This is a genomic window from Paraburkholderia susongensis, from assembly GCF_900177725.1.
In the GTDB taxonomy this organism is placed as follows: domain Bacteria; phylum Pseudomonadota; class Gammaproteobacteria; order Burkholderiales; family Burkholderiaceae; genus Paraburkholderia; species Paraburkholderia susongensis.
In genome coordinates, this window is the sequence record NZ_FXAT01000001.1 from 691121 (window position 1) to 709975 (window position 18855).

Consider the following 18855-nt stretch of genomic DNA (forward strand, 5'->3'; position numbering starts at 1 on the left):
TTTCAGCCCGATTGGTCCGATGATTCCCCGTTTATTCGTAATGGCCGCCTCTCGCTCTCATTGACATCCGATTCGTGTCCGATTCGCGACAAAACTTGTCCGTACAATTGGCTCAAGCCACATTACACTTCGACTAAATGCTTGAAAGTTCCGGTTGCCGCGGCGAAATGCTGCGGATTTTCGTGAAATCCCCGCGAGACGCTGCAAAAAAAACCAAAAAGTTACGAACGGCTCGCCACGCACCGGCCGCCGCCGATTTCTCACCTCAATGTTTGCCTTGATCTCCTTCATCTAGCGTATGGAAACGAGCCTCGATAAAAACGCCCTCGCCGGCGCATCCTCGCCGCCCTCATCCCCGGCCGCGCCCGCCGTCGCCAAGGCCCAGCGCACGGTGTATTCCGTGCTCGGTGCGATCAGCTTTTCGCACCTGCTCAACGACATGATCCAGTCGCTGATTCTGGCGATCTACCCGATGTTCAAGGAGAACTTCTCGCTGTCGTTCGGGCAGATCGGCCTCATCACGCTGACCTACCAGATCACGGCGTCGCTGCTGCAGCCGCTCGTCGGCAGCTACACCGACAAGCATCCGAAACCGTACTCGCTGCCGGTCGGCATGGGCTTCACGCTCACGGGCCTGCTGCTGATGTCGGTCGCGCCGAGCTTCGGCGTGCTGCTCGTCGCCGCGGCGCTGGTCGGTTGCGGTTCGTCGGTGTTCCATCCGGAATCGTCGCGGGTCGCGCGCATGGCTTCGGGCGGCCGTCACGGCCTCGCGCAGTCGCTGTTCCAGGTCGGCGGCAACGCGGGTTCGTCGCTCGGGCCGCTGCTCGCCGCGCTGATCGTGATTCCGCACGGCCAGCGCAGTATTGCGTGGTTCTCGGCGGCGGCGCTCGTCGCGATCGTCGTGCTCACGCAGATCGGCCGCTGGTACAAGCGCCATCCGTCGGTGAAGAAGGCGCGCGGCGAGGCGGCTCACGCGATGCTGCCGCGCCGCCAGATCGCCATGGCGATGAGCGTGCTGGTTCTGCTCGTGTTCTCGAAGTACTTCTACCTCGCGAGCATCAACAGCTACTTCACGTTCTATCTGATCGACAGGTTCCACCTGTCGGTGCAGGCCGCGCAGATCCATCTGTTCGTGTTCCTCGCGGCGGTTGCGGCGGGCACGGTGATCGGCGGGCCGATCGGCGACAAGATCGGCCGCAAATACGTGATCTGGGTGTCGATCCTCGGCGTCGCGCCGTTCACGCTGCTGCTGCCGTACGCGAACCTGTTCTGGACCGGCGTGCTGACGGTCGTGATCGGTGTGGTGCTGGCGTCGGCATTCTCGGCGATTCTCGTCTACGCGCAGGAGCTAATTCCCGGCAAGGTCGGCATGGTCGCGGGCCTCTTCTTCGGCTTCGCGTTCGGCCTCGGCGGCGTTGGCGCAGCGGTGCTCGGCCAACTCGCCGACGCGACCAGCATCGCATTCGTCTACAAGGTCTGCTCGTTCCTGCCGCTGATCGGCGTGCTGACTGTGCTGCTGCCGGACGTGGAGGGTAAGCGCGTGAAGGCGTGAGTGGTTTGAGTTGATGTTGCGTGCGGATGCATGCAGGGAAAGGCGCCTTGGGGCGCCTTTTTCTTTTGGGGCGTCCTGCATGGGCGCACTCTTGTGGGGCTAGTCCTTCTATGGGCTGAGGAGCGTCCGTTTTAACGGCCACATTAGGCGATTTTTGTGCTTTTTATCTGCTTCGCATGATCTGCAGACAGATTTCAGAGTTATCTGACTGTATTGGGGGCAAGTCTACTGTAGCGTTGATTTAGAAGCGGTTCTCGTTTTGGGTTTCGCCATCTACACACCGAAAGGGTGTTTTTCTAAACGTAAGAGGAAGTTGGCAAGAGTGGCACAAGACATCTTTTTGAAGATTGACGGCATCACGAGCGAATCGCAAGACGCAAGAGGACCACAGTATTCTGCACTTTGCTTATAAAGCAATAGAGAAATGAGTCCGGTCATTGTTCATGCAATAGCACAAACAGATATGCCCGTCGTTCGTTCATGCTGGGACGACGATGGCCTAACCGTATCCTGTGAAGTCGAATACATTCCTGCGCATCCACCGGAGGAACCGACACTTAGCGAGAAACTGGACCAGCAATTTAATATTGCCACACCCAGCTATATCTTAACGGGCGGCACTTTTTCGATGATCCTTGATTCGCAGAAACGAATCAAGAATTGGGACATGTTTACAAACCCGGCTCGGTGGAATCGGGGGGCACGTCCTTTCATCGAAGCCATACCTGCGACACTCCATATTGACACAGCATTCGACGAGAATGGACGCGGCGCTGACATGGGAGAGCAGGAAGTTTTCTATGAACCGCAACGGGGTACGCTTTACATTTCGTGGGGCGACGCAACGAACTGGTATTCCATCGGACCATCTCTCGCTCTGGGCGTAACGAGTGAGAGCCATTTCGTGCAAATACGTCTGGACGGCCTGGTCGTACCAGAACCCGAGCACAAGAATCCGGGCTTTTGGGAGAGCTTGCGCAAGCGCTTTGGCTTCGGTTCTACGTAGTTTCAAAGCTACCACGTTATGCCAAAGTGCTCAGGCGTATCGGGTCAATCATGGCCGCGACACGAACAGTCCGTGTTACGGAATCACTTTGCATTGCAACAACTCACTCTTGCCCGGCCCCGTCAATCGGAAGCACGTGTTTTTGCACGAGGAATTTACGATGCAAGCCACTAGATATTTGGTCGCTTTGGCCACAGCATGCGCCATTTCCGCATTTGCCTTTAGTTCAGCCACACACGGAAAAACCGTTTATTCCGTCCCATTTGATTATAAAATATTCCCCTCGTCATCGATCTATTTCACGGGAAAGACGCCCAAAGAAATCGACCATCTCTGCAAAACTGGCAAGCATGCTTCCAATGGCGATATCGCCGCATGCGAGCAGCGAGACTTTGAACGCCTGAACTCGGAACTGAACTTGACATACTCGAAGCTGTTGAAGAAGACAAAAGAGACCGACGAAGAATTGAAAGCGTCCGGCGACCCTCTCGCTGAACCTGACTTCATCAGTGCACAGGACAATTGGATAAAGTATCGCGATAGCTACTGTTACGCCTATGTCTATGCAATGGGTGAAGCATCCGCGCGTTACATTTACTTTTGGGGCTGCATGAAAGGAATCACTCAGGACCGAATCAAGCAGTTGGAAAAATTTCTGGATGCCTAAGGAGGTAACCAACGCGGCATACCGGTCACAGGGAAACGTAGATGCACAATCGAATCGTATTTATCTTGTCCATAAGGAGACTGAATGCCTGATGCACTTGGAACAGCGGTAACAAATACGAATCCGGACTCGTACGTGGTGGTTCAATCCGGACGACTAGGCAAACCTTGGAAGATTTCACAACAAGGGATAACTTTCATTGCAGGTTGGGAAGCCTTTATGCCGCATATGTACGACAATGACGGCGCTGGTAATGGAGGCAATACAACTGTTGGGTATGGGCATCTGGTTCATATGGGACCAATATCTGGTGCGGCATCGGAAGCGCCTTTTCGCAATGGCATAACAATTGCCCAGGCGCGAGAATTATTGCTGCTTGATCTTGAATACCCGGAGCGTATTGTAAATAAGAAAATTCACGTCCCACTATATCAGCATGAGTACGATGCACTCGTTTGCTTTGTATACAATCTTCCAAGTGGTAATACTAGCTTGTTAAATCTTGTTAACTCCGGTCACTATGACCGTGTGCCCGCAAAATTTTCGTAATACACATTGGCTAGCGGTATGCGTCCGCGTGGACTGGTCAAGCGTCGTCACTCAGAAGGCTATCTTTTTAAAGAGGGAAATTATGACCACAGTCATTAAGGCCATGATGGCTGTGATAATCGCATTGATATCTATTTCCGCGTTTGCGGATATTTTATGTGAAGAAAAGGCAAAAACGCGAAATGATTTTCTTGCCTGCACAAATGCCGACACAGAAAAAATTCTCGTTGACGCAGAGAAGCTGTATCGAGGCATCAGGAAGGTGACGCCGGGAGACAAGCAAATTGCCCTGGACAGAAATTTTGAAATCTGGAATGAGAAATTCTCATCGGACTGTTCATTAATTGGTTATTCGTTTAACGGATGGGGTGATCGCTATGCCCCTGACACGGGCTTTCAGGTTGCGGAATGTCGTTTGAAGATCGCATCGCAGGAACTCGAATTCTATAAGTGGCTGGCTTGCCCTGAAGATATGGAAACATCAAAAACTCCCAAATGTGCTGCGATCAATAAATCACTTCGAAGAAGTCAATAAAAAGGATTATGAGAGCGACGCAATGAATTTGTGCACGACATCTATTCGATCAAAATGAGTTGAACGCCCCGTTTCGGCAGGGCTCCGTAAAACCGGAGTATGCAGGCAAGCGGCACCACCACGATTAACCATACCGACTGACTGTGAGTAGTCGACCCTGAACAATTCGCGAAGATTTGTGCAATAAGCCACAGTGGCTGCAAGGGCATCGCTATTGAAGGCGTGAAGTCTGTCATCCGGGTTGCGACATGACATCACGCGCGACCTGTGAGCGATGATCCGGCGACGCAGCGCGATCGAGCCAGCCATCGGGCATATGAAGGCCGACGGCAAGCTCGATCGGAATTGGCTGAAGGGCACGCTGCGCGATGTGATCCATGCGGCGTTGCGGGGAGCCGGCCATAACCTGCGGATGATCCTGCGCAAGCCGCGGTTTTTTTCCGCTCTGATTCTCGTCGCTTTGTCCGACTTCAAAACCGTTGCGTCGTCGGCACCCTGATCTCATCCGCGTGCCGAAACGAATCGCTCAGAGGCGACTCATTATTTCCTCCCGCGCCCCACTCCCACGACCTATGTCCACGCCCCAAGTCCGCGACCCAAGCCCGTAGCCCACGCGTCCACTCATGGTGAACCCGCGTTGCCCGCCCCACCCCACGTGTCTATGCTTGTGCGGACACCCGCGCCGCAACACGCGCCGCATCCGGGCGCGGAATTTGCGTAGCCTTTTCATCCGAACCCGCCCACACACGCCGCACGAGGATCGCCGCAGATGACCCGCTACCGCGACTTCCACCGCCGTTCGATCGACGACCCCGAGGCTTTCTGGCGCGACGAAGCCAGACGCATTCACTGGCACACGCCGTTCGACAGAGTGCTCGACCGCTCGAATCCGCCGTTCGCGCGCTGGTTCGTCGGCGGGCGCACGAATCTCTGCCACAACGCGGTCGACCGTCATCTCGCCGAGCGCGCGCAGCAGAACGCGCTCATCTACGTGTCGACGGAAACCGGCATCGAGCGGCGCTACACGTACGCCGAGCTGCACGCGGAAATCAACCGGATGGCCGCCGTGATGCGCTCGCTCGGCGTCAAGCGCGGCGACGTCGTGCTGATCTATCTGCCGATGATCCCCGAGGCGCTCTTCGCGATGCTCGCCTGCGCGCGGCTCGGCGCGATTCACTCGGTCGTGTTCGGCGGTTTCGCGGCGCCCAATCTCGCGGCCCGCATCGACGACGCGAAGCCCGCGCTGATCGTCACCGCCGACGCCGGCGCGCGCGGCGGCAAGGTGATCGACTACACGCCGCTCGTCGACGAAGCGCTCGCACGCGCTGCGCACAAGACGCCGCACGTGCTGCTGATCGACCGCCAGCTCGCGCCCGAGCGCCTGAACGCGCAGTACCTCGTCGCCTACGAGCCGCTGCGCGAGCAGTTCTTCGATGCCCACGTGCCGTGCGAATGGCTCGAATCGAACGAGCCTTCGTACGTGCTGTACACCTCGGGCACGACCGGCAAGCCGAAAGGCGTGCAGCGCGACGTCGGCGGCTACGCGGTGGCGCTCGCGGCGTCGATGGAATACATCTTCGAGGGCAAGGCCGGCGACACGATGTTCACGGCGTCGGATGTGGGCTGGGTGGTCGGTCACAGCTACATCGTCTACGCGCCGCTGATCGCGGGCCTCACCACCGTGATGTACGAAGGCACGCCGATTCGCCCGGACGGCGGCATCTGGTGGCGGCTCGTCGAGCAGTACAGGATCAACCTGATGTTCACCGCGCCGACCGCGCTGCGCGTGCTCAAGAAACAGGACCCGGCGCTGCTCAAGGCGGCAGATCTGTCGAGCCTGCGCACACTCTTTCTCGCCGGCGAGCCGCTCGACGAACCGACCGCCGCGTGGATCACGGGCGCGCTCAACAAGCCCGTGATCGACAACTACTGGCAGACCGAGACCGGCTGGCCGATGCTCGCGATCCCGCGCGGCGTCGAAGCGCTGCCGACCAAACTCGGTTCGCCGGGCGTGCCGTCGGCCGGGTTCAGCCTGACCCTGCGCAACGAGCTGACCGGCGAGCCGTGCGCGGTCGGCGAGAAAGGCGTGCTGACACTCGACTATCCGTTGCCGCCGGGCTGCATGTCGACGGTATGGGGCGACGACAGCCGCTTCGTCAGCACCTACTGGTCGAGTATTCCGGACCACCAGGTCTATTCGACGTTCGACTGGGGCGTGCAGGACGAGGACGGCTACGTGACGATCCTCGGCCGCACCGACGACGTCATCAACGTCGCGGGCCACCGGCTCGGCACGCGCGAGATCGAGGAGGCGCTGTCGAGCCACGCGACCGTCGCCGAGGTGGCGGTAGTCGGCGTAACCGATACGTTAAAGGGTCAGGCGGCGATGGCCTTCGTGGTGCTGCGCGACGCGCGGCCCGATATGGACCCCAGCGAGCGCGCCCGGCTCGAAGCCGAATTGATGGCGACGGTCGACCGCCAGCTTGGCACGATCGCGCGGCCCGCGCGCGTGGTCATGGTGCAGATGCTGCCGAAGACGCGCTCCGGCAAGCTGTTGCGCCGCGCGATTGCGGCGCTCGCCGAAGGACGGGAGCCGGGCGATCTGCCGACGATCGAAGATCCAGCCGCATTGCAGCAGGTGCGCGATGCGTTGAGAGAGCGCGGGAAGTCGTGAATTGCCGGCGCGTTGGGGGTGAAGCTACCGTGAGCGCGGCTAGAGCGCAAAGCGGCGGCATGCAGCCCGGGCACGGAGCGCCGGGCGCGGCCCCGCCGCCTATCAGCCAAATACCGGCCAGAAAACTCCGCAGCCAGCAAAAGCCAACCCCGCGCCGTCAACCCGCCGCGCCGCGCGCTTCGAGAAACCGCGCCAGAATCGCGTTCGAATACGCGCCCGCGATCTCGGTGAGGAACGACACGAACGACGCCGGCGCGTGATCGTCTGCAGTATCGGAAATGGTGCGCACGACCGCGCACGGCACGCCGTACTCGTAGCAGACCTGCGCGATCGCCGCGCCTTCCATCTCGACCGCGAGCGCATCGGGCAACGCCTCGCGCAGCGCGTTGACGGCCGCCGCGCTCGCGACGAACTGATCGCCGCTGACGATCAACCCGCGATGCACACGCGGCTCACGCGTGCCGAAGCGCGCCGCGCAGGCCGCGCCCTCTTCGGCGACGAACCGCTCGCACGCGGCGGCGAGCCGCCCGGCGAGCGCCGTATCGGCGGCAAAACGCGACACGCCGAGCAGCGGCACCTCGAAGCGCGGAAACAGCGGCGACGCGTCGAGATCGTGCTGCAACAACGTCTCGGCGACGACGATATCGCCGACCCGCACCGCGCTGCCCACCCCGCCGGCGACGCCCGTGAACACGATCGCCTCGACGTCGAATTCGTGGATCAGCGCGCTGACCGTGGCGGCCGCCGCGACCTTGCCGACGCGCGCGAGCGTAACGACGCAAGGCGCGCCGCGCACGGTGCCGACGTGATAATCGCGCTGGCCGTGCGTGATCGTGCGCACGCCGGACTCGGCGCGCATCGCTTCGATCAGGTCGCCGAGTTCCTGCGGCAACGCGGCCAGAATGCCGAGCGGCCGCGGCGAAGCAGCGGTGGTGCCTGCGGTGGCGCTGGTAGTTGCGTTCGGCGTCGTGCCCGGGGCTGCACCCGTGGCTGTAGTCATGGGCGCGCTCATTCGACCGCCTGCAATTTAGCCACCGCGAGCGCGAGCCACTTCTCGCCGTGCCGCTTGAATTTGACCTGCGCCTTCGCGTCGGCGCCACCGCCTTCGAGCGCGGTGATCGTGCCTTCGCCGAACTTCGTGTGGAAGACCTGCTGGCCGACCCGGAAACCCGTTTCCGCCGCGCGCTGCTCGTTCGCGAAGGCCGGCAGCGTGGCCGGCGTCGACGACACGGCGCCCGTGTAGCCCGGCCGCGCGAACCAGTCGCGCCCATAGCCGGCGTTGTCCGAGCGGCCGCCCCAACGCGAGCCCGCCTCGACTTTCGGCGTGAGCCACTTGAGCGTGTCCTGCGGCAGTTCGTCGAAAAAGCGCGAACGGATGTTGTAGCGCGTCTGGCCGTGCAGCATCCGGCTCTGCGCGAACGAGAGATACAGCCGCTCCTTCGCGCGCGTGATCGCCACGTACATGAGGCGCCGCTCTTCCTCGAGACCGTCCGCCTCCATCGCGCTGTTCTCGTGCGGGAACAGCCCCTCTTCGAGGCCGGTGATGAACACCGCCGTGAATTCGAGCCCCTTTGCCGCGTGTACCGTCATCAGTTGCACGGCTTCCTGGCCGGCCTGCGCCTGGTTGTCGCCGGCTTCGAGCGACGCGTGCGACAGGAACCCGGCGAGCGGCGTCATCGTGTCGGGGTTTTGCGCCGGATCGGCGAGGTCGGGCGCGTCGAGCACGACCGTGCCCGGATCGTCGGTGGCGACCGCGAGTTCCGGCGCGGCGCTAGCGCCTGGGCGCAACGGAATCGAGCGCGCGGGCGTATCGAGCCCGTAGCCCTCTTCGCTGACGAACGCGGCCGCCGCGTTGACCAGTTCCTGCAGGTTCTCGAGCCGGTCCTGGCCTTCGCGCTCGTTCTGATAGAACTCCGCGAGACCGCTCGTGCGGACCACGTATTCGACGGTTTCCGGCAGGCTCATCTGCTGCGTTTCCGCGCGCATCCGGCCAATCAGGTTCGCGAACGCGGCGAGGCTCGAACCGGCTTTGCCCGCGACGTACGGAATCGCCGCGGCCATCGAGCAGTTGTACAGGCGCGCCGCGTCCGCGAGCTGCTCGATCGAACGCGCGCCGATGCCGCGCGTCGGGAAATTGACGACGCGGCCGAACGCGGTGTCGTCGTTCGGGTTGTCGATGAGGCGCAGATAGGCGAGCGCGTGCTTGACTTCCTGGCGCTCGAAAAAGCGCAGGCCGCCATACACGCGATACGCGATGCCCGCATTCACGAGCGTGTGCTCGATCGTGCGCGACTGCGCGTTGCTGCGATAGAGCACCGCGATTTCGCTGCGCGACGTGCCGGTGCTGATGAGCGCCTTGATTTCCTCGACGATCCAGCTCGCCTCCTGCGAGTCGGTTGCCGATTCGTAGACGCGCACCGGTTCGCCGTGGCCCGCGTCGGTGCGCAGATTCTTGCCGAGGCGCCGCGAGTTGTTCGCGATCAGTTGGTTCGCGGCATCGAGGATATGGCCGTGCGAGCGGTAGTTCTGCTCGAGCTTGATGAGGTGACGCACGTTGAATTCGTGCTCGAAGTCGCGCATGTTGCCGACGTTCGCGCCGCGGAACGCATAGATCGACTGGTCATCGTCGCCGACCGCGAAGATCGCGTTGTGCTGGCCCGCGAGCAGCTTGAGCCACGCGTATTGCAGCTTGTTGGTGTCCTGGAACTCGTCGACGAGGATGTGCCTGAAACGCGCCTGATAATGCGTGCGCAGCGGCGGATTGTGCGCGAGCAGTTCGTAGCAGCGCAGCAGCAGCTCGGGGAAATCGACCACGCCTTCGCGCTGGCACTGCTGGTCGTAGGCCTCGTAGAGTTCGACGAACTTGCGGTTGAAGTTGTCGGTCGCGTCGACGTCTTTCGGCCGCAGCCCCTGCTCTTTCGCGTTGTTGATGAAGTACTGGAGATTTTTCGCCGGGTACTTTTCGTCGTCGATGTTGAGGCCTTTCATGAGGCGCTTGATCGCCGAGAGCTGATCCGCGGTGTCGAGAATCTGGAACGTGGCCGGCAGCCCCGCGTCGCGGTGATGCGCGCGCAACATGCGGTTGCACAGGCCGTGGAAGGTGCCGATCCACATGCCGCGCGTGTCGATCGGCAGGAGCGCCGAGAGGCGCGCCATCATTTCGCGGGCGGCCTTGTTCGTGAAGGTCACCGCGAGGACCGTCGCGGGGGACGCGAGGCCGTGCTGGATGAGCCACGCGATGCGGGTGATGAGGACACGGGTTTTGCCGCTGCCGGCGCCCGCGAGGATCAGGGCGGGCTCGTTGGGGAGTGTGACGGCGGCGTGTTGTTCGGGGTTCAGATGGGCGAGCAGATCGGGCATTTTCTCGAGGGGACGGCAGGTCGAAACACATTATATGCCCCGGCGGGGGCTCGCTTTTTTTGTTCTTGTGGTGTTGGTCTTTTCTTGTTTTCTTGTTGGGGTGTTGGTGTTTGCCCTTTTGCGGGGCGGGCGCTTGTTTTCTTTGTTCCTGCGGTGTTGGCCTTTCCTTGTTTTCTTATTGGTTTATTAGCGTTGCCCCTGTGCGGGGCGGCACCTACTTTCTTTGCGGCTGCAAAGAAAGTAGGCAAAGAAAGCAGCTTCACACCGCCAGCTCTTAAGCGGGTCCCCTGGCTCGGAGGGGGCAGTGGTGCATCTGGAATCTGTCTCCTCGCACATTTGCCGTAAGTGACAAGGCAGTCATTCTTCCGGCGGCGCTGCGCGCCCCGAACCCCTGTTCAAAAACCATCGGCTTTTTTTTTGGCGCGTCGCCGAGGCGAAGCGGATGGCTCCCACAGAGCAAGGCTCGCCTCACGGGTTTCCCTTGCAGACCCGTCCGCGACGCACGTAGTGCGGAGTGGGAGCGGATGATGGCTTTGTCACCAGCGTGCAATGTGCGGGGGCACAGATTCCAGATGCACCACTACCCCCTCCAAGCCAGGGGCCCCACTTAAGAGCTGGCGGTGTGAAGCTGCTTTCTTTGCCTACTTTCTTTGCAGCCGCAAAGAAAGTAGGTGCCGCCCCGCACAGGGGCAACGCCAATAGACCAATAAGAAAGCAAGGAAAGGCCAACGCCGCATGAACAAAGAAAGCAAGCACCCACCCCGCACAGGGAGCACAGCCAACACCCCAACAAGAAAACAAGGAAAGGCCAACACCGCATGAACAAAGAAAGCAGCGCCCCGCAAAGGCACACTCCCCCTCCCAGCTATAATCAACCATTCTTTGCTTCCAAAATCCTGCCTTTAACCAGAAACATGAGCGACACCCCGCCCGACACTACCTCGACGCTTGCCAAAAGCTTCGAACCCCACACCATCGAAGCCCACTGGGGCCCTGAATGGGAAAAACGCGCCTACGCGGCGCCCGCCTTCGACGCGAATCGCAAGGATTTCTCGATCCAGTTGCCGCCGCCGAACGTCACGGGCACCCTGCACATGGGCCACGCGTTCAACCAGACCATCATGGACGGCCTCACGCGCTACCACCGCATGCTCGGCGAAAACACGCTGTGGCTACCGGGCACGGACCATGCCGGCATCGCCACGCAGATCGTCGTCGAACGGCAGCTCGACGCGCAGGGCGTGTCGCGCCACGACCTCGGCCGCGAGAAGTTCGTCGAGCGCGTGTGGGAGTGGAAGCAGCAGTCGGGCTCGACCATCACGAACCAGGTGCGCCGCCTCGGCGCGTCGGTCGACTGGTCACGCGAGTACTTCACGATGGACGACAAAATGTCGGCCGCCGTGCGCGACGTGTTCGTCCGCCTGTATGAACAGGGCCTGATCTATCGCGGCAAGCGCCTCGTGAACTGGGACCCGGTGCTGCTCACCGCGGTGTCCGATCTCGAAGTGGTCAGCGAGGAAGAAAACGGCCACCTGTGGCACATCCAGTATCCGCTCACGGACGGCTCGGGGCATCTGACCGTCGCCACCACCCGTCCGGAAACCATGCTCGGCGACACCGCCGTGATGGTGCACCCCGAAGACGAGCGCTACGCGCACCTGATCGGCAAGACCGTCACGCTGCCGCTGTCGAATCGCGAAGTGCCGATCATCGCCGACGATTACGTGGACCGCGAGTTCGGCACCGGCGTCGTCAAGGTCACGCCCGCGCACGACTTCAACGACTACCAGGTCGGCCTGCGCCACAAGCTGCCGCAAATCGAAATCCTCACGCTCGACGCGAAGATCAACGACAACGCGCCGGAGAAATACCGCGGCCTCGACCGTTTCGAAGCCCGCAAGCAGGTCGTCGCCGACCTCGAGGCGCTCGGCGCGCTCGAATCGGTGAAGGCGCACAAGCTCATGGTGCCGCGCGGCGACCGCACGGGCGTCGTGATCGAGCCGATGCTGACCGACCAGTGGTTCGTCGCCATGAGCAAGCCGGCGCCCGATGCAACATTCGGCACGTTCAATCCGGGCAAGTCGATCGCCGAAACCGCGCTCGAGGTCGTGCGCAACGGCCAGATCAAATTCGTGCCGGAAAACTGGACCACCACGTACTACCAGTGGCTCGAAAACATCCAGGACTGGTGTATCTCGCGCCAGCTCTGGTGGGGCCATCAGATTCCGGCGTGGTACGGCGAAAACGGCGAAGTGTTCGTCGCGAAGACCGAGGAAGACGCGCGCGCGAAAGCCGCCGCGGCCGGCTACACAGGCTCGCTCAAGCGCGACGAGGACGTGCTCGACACGTGGTTCTCGTCCGCGCTCGTGCCGTTCTCGTCGCTCGGCTGGCCGAACGAAACCGAAGAACTCAAGCACTTCATGCCGTCGTCGGTGGTCGTCTCGGGCTTCGACATCATCTTCTTCTGGGTCGCGCGCATGGTCATGATGACCATGCACTTCACGGGCAAGGTGCCGTTCGAGACGATCTACATGCACGGTCTCGTGCGCGACGCCGAAGGCCAGAAGATGTCGAAGAGCAAGGGCAACACGCTCGATCCGATCGACATCGTCGACGGCATCGGCCTCGAAGCGCTGGTCGCGAAGCGCACCACCGGCCTGATGAATCCGAAGCAGGCCGCGTCGATCGAGAAGAAGACCCGCAAGGAATTCCCGGAGGGCATTCCGGCGTTCGGCACCGACGCGCTGCGCTTCACGATGGCCTCGATGGCGACGCTCGGGCGCAACGTGAACTTCGACCTCGCGCGCTGCGAGGGCTATCGCAACTTCTGCAACAAGCTGTGGAACGCCACGCGCTTCGTGCTGATGAACTGCGAAGGCCACGACTGCGGCTTCGGCCAGGCGGGCCCGTGCGGCACGTGCGGGCCGGACGGCCATCTGCACTTCTCGCCGGCCGACCGCTGGATCGTGTCGCTGCTGCAACGCGTGGAAGCGGAAGTCGCCAAGGGTTTTGCCGACTATCGCTTCGACAATGTGGCCAACGCCCTATACAAGTTCGTATGGGACGAATATTGTGACTGGTATCTCGAACTCGCAAAGGTCCAGATCCAGACGGGGCAGCCGAACCAGCAACGCGCCACGCGCCGCACGCTGCTGCGCGTGCTCGAAACGGTGCTGCGCCTCGCGCATCCGGTGATTCCGTTCATCACCGAAGCGCTGTGGCAGAAAGTGGCGCCGCTCGCGGGACGCTACCCCGAGGGCAAGGCCGATGGCGAAGCGTCCATCATGGTGCAGCCGTACCCCATCGCGGAGCCGTCGAAGATCGACGAAGACGCCGAGCGCTGGGCGGCCGACCTGAAAGCGGTGATCGACACGTGCCGGAATCTGCGCGGTGAAATGAACCTGTCGCCGGCGGTCAAGGTGCCGTTGCTCGCCACCGGCAACGCGGAGCGCCTGCGCGCGTTCGCGCCGTACGCTCAGGCGCTGGCGCGTCTGTCCGACGTGCAGATCATCGCCGACGAGGCAACGCTCGACGCGCAGGCGGATGGCGCGCCGATTGCTATCGTAGGAAATGACAAGCTCGTCCTGAAGGTCGAGATCGACGTCGCGGTCGAACGCGAACGTCTGTCGAAGGAGATTGCGCGGTTGACCACCGAGATCGCCAAATGCAACGGCAAGCTGCAGAATGAAAGCTTCGTTGCCAAGGCGCCCCCGGCGGTCGTTGAACAGGAACAGAAACGGCTCGCTGATTTCGAAGCAACCGTTGGCAAGTTGAAAGCCCAACTGGCCCGCTTGCCGGTCTGATCGACGTGCCTTGCCCGCCGCTGCAACAGCGGGCAAGGCCTTAAACCAGAGGACTCAGGGTAATCACATGCTAAAAGTTACAAAGGCGGTATTTCCGGTAGCCGGTCTTGGCACCCGATTCCTCCCTGCCACGAAGGCGAGCCCGAAAGAGATGCTGCCGATCGTCGACAAGCCGCTGATTCAGTACGCGGTCGAAGAGGCGATGGCGGCCGGCATCACCGAAATGATCTTCGTCACGGGCCGCAGCAAGCGCGCGATCGAGGACCATTTCGACAAGTCCTATGAGATCGAGGCCGAACTCGAGGCGCGCGGCAAGGACAAACTGCTCGAACTCGTGCGCAGCATCAAGCCGAGCCACGTCGACTGCTTCTACGTGCGTCAGCCGGAAGCGCTCGGCCTCGGCCACGCGGTGCTGTGCGCGGAAAAGCTCGTCGGCGACAACCCATTCGCCGTGATTCTCGCGGACGACCTGCTGTACGGCACGCCGCCCGTGATGACGCAGATGATCGAAGTGTTCGACCACTATCACAGCTCGGTGATCGGCGTCGAAGAAATCCCGCCTCAGGAGACGAAGTCGTACGGTATCGTCGACGGCAAGGAGTGGGAAGACTCGATCATCAAGATGTCGGGCATCGTCGAGAAGCCGGAGCCGAGCGTGGCGCCGTCGAATCTCGGCGTGGTGGGCCGCTATGTGCTGAAGCCCCGCATCTTCGACCACATCCGCTCGCTGAAGCCGGGCGCGGGCGGCGAGTTGCAGCTCACGGACGCGATCCAGTCGCTGCTCGCCGACGAACAGGTGCTCGCGTACAAATATCACGGCACGCGTTTCGACTGCGGCAGCAAGCTCGGCTATCTGAAGGCGACGGTCGAGTTCGCGCTGCGTCACCCGGAAGTGGCCGCCGATTTCGACGAATATCTGCGCACCCGCTCGCCGGTTCTCGAAGGCTGACGGCTTCGCATCGAGTTTCGCGTGCGGCCTTCAGGTGGCCCTCGGGTAGCCTTCAGGCTGCTTTCGCGAAGCACGCACTGCAGGCCGAAACGAAGAAGGCGCTGTCCCCCGCATGGGGCACAGCGCCTTCTTTTTTACATCGCACGCGCAATTTTGCCGGACGCCGCCGAAACCGGCTCCAACATTTAACGGCGCCGCATCAGGAACGTGAACACCTTGTCGTGCGCCGAGCTCTCGACGATCTCGTTGCCGGTCTGCTTCGCAAACGCGGCGAAATCGCGCTGCGAGCCGGGATCGGTGGCGAGCACCTTGAGAATCTGGCCGCTTTCCATGTCGGCAAGCGCCTTCTTGGCGCGCAGGATGGGCAGCGGGCACATGAGCCCGCGCGCATCGACTTCCTTGTGAATCTGAATTTGCATCGACGATGACCTTCGGGACGGGGCGTCGCTGACGACGCCGGACGGAGGGTCAAATTCTACAGCAGGCGGAGCGCCGCCGCCGGGCATCGCACGGCGGGAAGCGCCGCGACGAGGTCTGCTCCCACTCGCCAGCAGCGGCGCACGCCACGCGGCGCCGCTACAGCGTCACCGCCTGCCCGCTGCGCAGCGACTCGCGCAGCGCCACGCCAATGCGCGTCGCTTCGAGCGCATCGGCAAGCGTCGCGCCCGCCTGCGCCGCTTCACCCTGCACTGCTTCATCCTGCACGACCCCACCCCGCACGGCCCCGCCCTGCACCGCCGCCACGAACGCACGCGCCTCGTGCAGAAACGCGTCCTCGAAACGGTCGAAGAAGTTCGGCGTGCATTCGTTGCGAATGCCTGTCGCGTCATAAATCTCGACGCGATTCGCGCGCGGATTGTGGCCGATCGCGAGCGCGCCGGCCGTGCCGATCACTTCGCTGTGCGTATCGTTGCCGTGCGCCTGGGTGCGCGACGCGTAGAACATGGCGAGCTTGCCGCCCTCGAATTCGCAGATCGCGACGCCGTTGTCGACGTCGCCGAATTCGCGCAGGCCCTCGTGCAGCGCGACCGCGCCCGCCGCGAACACGCGCGTCGCACGCGGCTTGCCGAGCAGCCAGCGCGCGACGTCGATGTCGTGCACCGTGCAGTCGAGGAAGATGCCGCCCGAGGTCGCCGCGAAGCGCACGAAGAAGCCGTCGGTGTCGTTCTGGTCCGTGGTCTGCGAACGCACGAGAAACGGCCGGCCGATCCGGCCCGCGGCGATTTTGTCGAACGCGTCCTTGTAGCTCGGGTCGAAGCGCCGCATGAAACCGATCATCGCCCGCAGATGCGGATAGCGCGCCGCTTCCGCGAGCACGCGCTCGCATTCGGCCACGTCGAGCGACAGCGGCTTTTCGCAAAACACGTGCTTGCCGGCGCGCAACGCGTCGACGATCTGCTGCGCGTGCAGCGACGACGGCGTGACCAGCCACACCGCATCGACGTGCGGATCGGCGAGCAGGTCCGCGTAGTCGTCGTACAGACGCGGCTCGGGCAGCGCGTCGCGCGCCCATGCGAGTTCATCCGCGAGCGGACTGCACGCGGCCGCGAGCAGCGCGCCCGGCACGCGGTACGCGAGATTTTCCGCGTGCCGCTTGCCGAGCCGCCCGAGGCCTACCACACCGAACCGTAACCGCTGCGCCGCCGGCTTCATCATGCCGCTCCGTCGAGTTTGACCGCGCGGCCCTCGCGCCACGAGCGCGTCGCGGCTTCGGCGAGTTCGAGCGCCTTGAGGCCGTCGGCGACGGTCGTGCGCACCGGCTTGCCGTGCGTGACCGCATCGAAGAAATGCGCGATTTCGAGCGCGTAGGCCGCACGATAACGCTCGAGAAAGAATGCCTCGGGCACATCGGTCGATACCGCGGTTTTCGAATACGCGGTGACTTCGGTCGGCCGCACGTTGCCCGCCTGCAGCATGCCCGCGCTGCCGAGCACTTCGAAGCGCTGGTCGTAGCCGTACGCGGCGCGGCGCGCGGTGTTGATCTGGCACAGGCGCCCGTGCTTCGTGCGGATCGTGACGGCGGTCGAATCGATGTCGCCCGCCTCGGCGATCGCGGGGTCGCTCAGGCAACTGCCGGTGGCGTGCAGCGTGTCGGCTTCGTCGTCGAGAATCCAGCGGAAGATGTCGAAATCGTGAATCAGCATGTCCTTGAAGATACCGCCCGAATGCCGGATGTACTCGACGGGCGGCGCGCCCGGATCGCGGCTCGTCACGACGAGCATTTCCGGCGTGCCGATCTCGCCCGCGTCGATGCGCGCCTTCAATGCGGAAAACGTCGGGTCGAAACGCCGCTGAAAGCCGATCATGCACACGACGCCCGCGCGCTCGACCGCTTCCGCGCAGATCCGCGCGCGTTCGAGCGTCAGATCGACGGGCTTCTCGCAAAACACATGCTTCTTCTGCGCCGCCGACTTCACGATCAGGTCCGCATGCGTGTCCGTGCTCGAACAGATCACGGTCGCGCCGACCGACGCATCGCCCATCGCGCCATCGATATCGGCCACCTGCGCGCCATGCTGCGCGGCCAGCGCGGCGGCCGCCTCGCGATTCACGTCGACCACGTACTTGAGCCGCACGCCCGGCTGCCGCGCGAGGTTGGCCGCATGAATTTTGCCGATGCGCCCCGCGCCGAATACCGCGACGTCGATCGTGCTTACCGCGTCAGTCATCGTAGCCTCCAGTGTCGTTGGATTCTTCAACGTTCAGTTCGAGCTTGTACGCCAGTGCGATGAAGAGCGCCTGGCACAGGCAGATCGTGCTGGTCAGCGAGCGGAATGCGAACGCGCTGCCCTCTTTCACATACAGTAGCGTGCTTGCGTAGCGCGCGAGCGGCGATAGTTGGCTATCCGTAATGACGAGCGTCTTCGCCTGATGATGATGCGCGACGCGCAGACAATATTGCGTTTCCTTGCCGTAGGGTGCGAAGCTGATCGCGATCACGACGTCGCCCTTTTTCACGCTGCGAATCTGCTCGCGATACATGCCGCCGAAGCCGGACACGAGATGCACGCGCTTGGGCGTATGCTGCAACGCGTAGACGATGTAGCTCGCCACCGGAAACGAGCGCCGCACGCCGATCACGTAGATGTTGTCGGCCTGTTGCAGCATCTTCACGGCGGCGTCGAACTGCTTGTCGTCGAGCCCCGCTTCGAGTTCTTCGAGACCGCCACGCGACGCCGCGATGAATTCGCGCGCGACCGAGCCGCCCGACAACGTGCCGGGCTTCTCGTCGATGAGCTTGCGAATCCTGCGCTGATAGCTCGACGAGGACACGCCCTGCCCCGTATAAGCCTGACGAAATACCGCCTGCAGATCGGAGAAGCCGGAAAAGCCGAAGCGCTGCGCAAACCGCACGACCGCCGACGGATGCACGCCGCAGCTTGCGGCGATGTCGCTCGTGCGGTCCATCATCACGCTCGAGCGATGCTGCTCGATATACGTCGCCACGTTCTTCAACTGACGCGGCAGCGTCTCGTAGTTTTCCGCGATGCGCTGCATCAATTCTTCGACGCTCGGCAACGCCTCTTCAGTGCTCGGTTCCGCCATGACAGCCTCTCGGGTGCTTTTGCGATGCGGCAGACGCGCCTGCGGCCCGCCGCACGCGCTTCCGACGCTGCCGATTATAGGCAGCCGCCTCGCCAAATGGAACGCATTTTCCATTTTTATTTTTTATGAAATTTTCTTTGCAAGGCCTCGGAAGATGACCTACTCTTGGTCGTGAGCGATGGTGCTTCGGCCTCGTTGTGCTGGTCAGCATGGG

At 62.2% G+C, this 18855-nt stretch carries 14 protein-coding genes and 2 pseudogenes; 9 read left to right on the plus strand and 7 right to left on the minus strand.

Going from position 1 to position 18855, the window contains the following annotated elements; all coding sequences use genetic code 11:
- Window positions 1–298: 298 nt before the first annotated feature.
- The 7 genes and pseudogenes from B9Z01_RS03165 to B9Z01_RS03190 all read left to right on the plus strand — a co-directional run.
- Entirely contained in the window at window positions 299–1552 is a 1254-nt protein-coding gene (locus tag B9Z01_RS03165) for an MFS transporter (protein WP_085480786.1), read from the plus strand.
- A 424-nt stretch (window positions 1553–1976) separates the two neighbouring features.
- Window positions 1977–2558, plus strand: coding sequence for a hypothetical protein (locus B9Z01_RS03170; protein ID WP_143808799.1), 582 nt, complete (start codon window positions 1977–1979; stop codon window positions 2556–2558).
- A 160-nt stretch (window positions 2559–2718) separates the two neighbouring features.
- The gene (locus tag B9Z01_RS03175) at window positions 2719–3225 is read left to right on the plus strand and encodes a lysozyme inhibitor LprI family protein (RefSeq protein WP_143808800.1); all 507 of its coding nucleotides are present in this window, start codon (window positions 2719–2721) and stop codon (window positions 3223–3225) included.
- Window positions 3226–3309: 84 nt separating this feature from the next.
- Window positions 3310–3774: a lysozyme gene (locus tag B9Z01_RS03180; protein WP_244195913.1), complete on the plus strand. Its 465-nt coding sequence runs from the start codon at window positions 3310–3312 to the stop codon at window positions 3772–3774.
- Between the two features lie 82 nt (window positions 3775–3856).
- Entirely contained in the window at window positions 3857–4309 is a 453-nt protein-coding gene (locus tag B9Z01_RS34620) for a hypothetical protein (protein WP_143808801.1), read from the plus strand.
- Between the two features lie 195 nt (window positions 4310–4504).
- Window positions 4505–4808 (plus strand): annotated as a pseudogene (locus B9Z01_RS03185) (IS5/IS1182 family transposase); the annotation flags it as partial.
- A 258-nt stretch (window positions 4809–5066) separates the two neighbouring features.
- Window positions 5067–6983 (plus strand): annotated as a pseudogene (locus tag B9Z01_RS03190) (propionate--CoA ligase); the annotation flags it as partial.
- A 157-nt stretch (window positions 6984–7140) separates the two neighbouring features.
- Here the strand turns inward: B9Z01_RS03190 and B9Z01_RS03195 are convergent.
- From B9Z01_RS03195 to B9Z01_RS35830, 3 genes are read right to left on the minus strand one after another with little or no spacing between them, the layout of a single operon-like run.
- The gene (locus tag B9Z01_RS03195) at window positions 7141–7983 is read right to left on the minus strand and encodes a 5'-methylthioadenosine/adenosylhomocysteine nucleosidase (protein WP_244195914.1); all 843 of its coding nucleotides are present in this window, start codon (window positions 7981–7983) and stop codon (window positions 7141–7143) included.
- Between the two features lie 8 nt (window positions 7984–7991).
- Window positions 7992–10343 carry a UvrD-helicase domain-containing protein gene (locus tag B9Z01_RS03200; protein ID WP_085480790.1) on the minus strand — a complete coding sequence of 784 codons (2352 nt, stop codon included), beginning with the start codon at window positions 10341–10343 and terminating at the stop codon, window positions 7992–7994.
- Window positions 10319–10606 (minus strand): hypothetical protein, encoded by a 288-nt coding sequence (locus B9Z01_RS35830; protein WP_208625843.1) that lies wholly within the window; start codon window positions 10604–10606, stop codon window positions 10319–10321. Before B9Z01_RS35830 ends, B9Z01_RS03200 begins: the two co-directional genes overlap by 25 nt.
- A gap of 651 nt (window positions 10607–11257) precedes the next feature.
- On the opposite strand from B9Z01_RS35830, the gene B9Z01_RS03215 reads away from it, so the two are divergent.
- A complete protein-coding gene (locus B9Z01_RS03215; RefSeq protein ID WP_085480791.1) occupies window positions 11258–14146 on the plus strand; it encodes a valine--tRNA ligase in 2889 nt (962 codons plus the stop codon).
- A gap of 67 nt (window positions 14147–14213) precedes the next feature.
- Window positions 14214–15095 carry a UTP--glucose-1-phosphate uridylyltransferase GalU gene (galU, locus tag B9Z01_RS03220; protein WP_085480792.1) on the plus strand — a complete coding sequence of 294 codons (882 nt, stop codon included), beginning with the start codon at window positions 14214–14216 and terminating at the stop codon, window positions 15093–15095.
- A 185-nt stretch (window positions 15096–15280) separates the two neighbouring features.
- Here galU and B9Z01_RS03225 read toward each other — a convergent pair whose 3' ends face one another.
- The 4 genes from B9Z01_RS03225 to B9Z01_RS03240 form a co-directional block, all read right to left on the minus strand.
- Entirely contained in the window at window positions 15281–15508 is a 228-nt protein-coding gene (locus tag B9Z01_RS03225; protein WP_026225937.1) for a sulfurtransferase TusA family protein, read from the minus strand.
- Window positions 15509–15671: 163 nt separating this feature from the next.
- Window positions 15672–16748, minus strand: a complete 1077-nt coding sequence (locus tag B9Z01_RS03230; RefSeq protein WP_085480793.1) for a Gfo/Idh/MocA family oxidoreductase — start codon at window positions 16746–16748, stop codon at window positions 15672–15674.
- A complete protein-coding gene (gene iolG / locus B9Z01_RS03235) occupies window positions 16748–17764 on the minus strand; it encodes an inositol 2-dehydrogenase (RefSeq protein WP_085480794.1) in 1017 nt (338 codons plus the stop codon). The genes B9Z01_RS03230 and iolG overlap by 1 nt, the downstream gene beginning before the upstream one ends.
- Complete coding sequence (locus B9Z01_RS03240) at window positions 17757–18641, minus strand: MurR/RpiR family transcriptional regulator (protein WP_085480795.1); 885 nt, start codon at window positions 18639–18641, stop codon at window positions 17757–17759. The genes iolG and B9Z01_RS03240 overlap by 8 nt, the downstream gene beginning before the upstream one ends.
- Between the last annotated feature and the right edge of the window lie 214 nt (window positions 18642–18855).

Excerpts from the sequence above, each read along its gene's own strand:
- B9Z01_RS03165 (WP_085480786.1), top strand. The coding sequence starts at position 299 with ATGGAAACGAGCCTCGATAAAAACGCCCTCGCCGGCGCATCCTCGCCG.
- B9Z01_RS03170 (WP_143808799.1), top strand. The coding sequence starts at position 1,977 with ATGAGTCCGGTCATTGTTCATGCAATAGCACAAACAGATATGCCCGTC.
- B9Z01_RS03175 (WP_143808800.1), top strand. The coding sequence starts at position 2,719 with ATGCAAGCCACTAGATATTTGGTCGCTTTGGCCACAGCATGCGCCATT.
- B9Z01_RS03180 (WP_244195913.1), top strand. The coding sequence starts at position 3,310 with ATGCCTGATGCACTTGGAACAGCGGTAACAAATACGAATCCGGACTCG.
- B9Z01_RS34620 (WP_143808801.1), top strand. The coding sequence starts at position 3,857 with ATGACCACAGTCATTAAGGCCATGATGGCTGTGATAATCGCATTGATA.
- B9Z01_RS03195 (WP_244195914.1), bottom strand. The coding sequence starts at position 7,983 with ATGACTACAGCCACGGGTGCAGCCCCGGGCACGACGCCGAACGCAACT.
- B9Z01_RS03200 (WP_085480790.1), bottom strand. The coding sequence starts at position 10,343 with ATGCCCGATCTGCTCGCCCATCTGAACCCCGAACAACACGCCGCCGTC.
- B9Z01_RS03215 (WP_085480791.1), top strand. The coding sequence starts at position 11,258 with ATGAGCGACACCCCGCCCGACACTACCTCGACGCTTGCCAAAAGCTTC.
- galU (WP_085480792.1), top strand. The coding sequence starts at position 14,214 with ATGCTAAAAGTTACAAAGGCGGTATTTCCGGTAGCCGGTCTTGGCACC.
- B9Z01_RS03230 (WP_085480793.1), bottom strand. The coding sequence starts at position 16,748 with ATGAAGCCGGCGGCGCAGCGGTTACGGTTCGGTGTGGTAGGCCTCGGG.
- iolG (WP_085480794.1), bottom strand. The coding sequence starts at position 17,764 with ATGACTGACGCGGTAAGCACGATCGACGTCGCGGTATTCGGCGCGGGG.
- B9Z01_RS03240 (WP_085480795.1), bottom strand. The coding sequence starts at position 18,641 with ATGGCGGAACCGAGCACTGAAGAGGCGTTGCCGAGCGTCGAAGAATTG.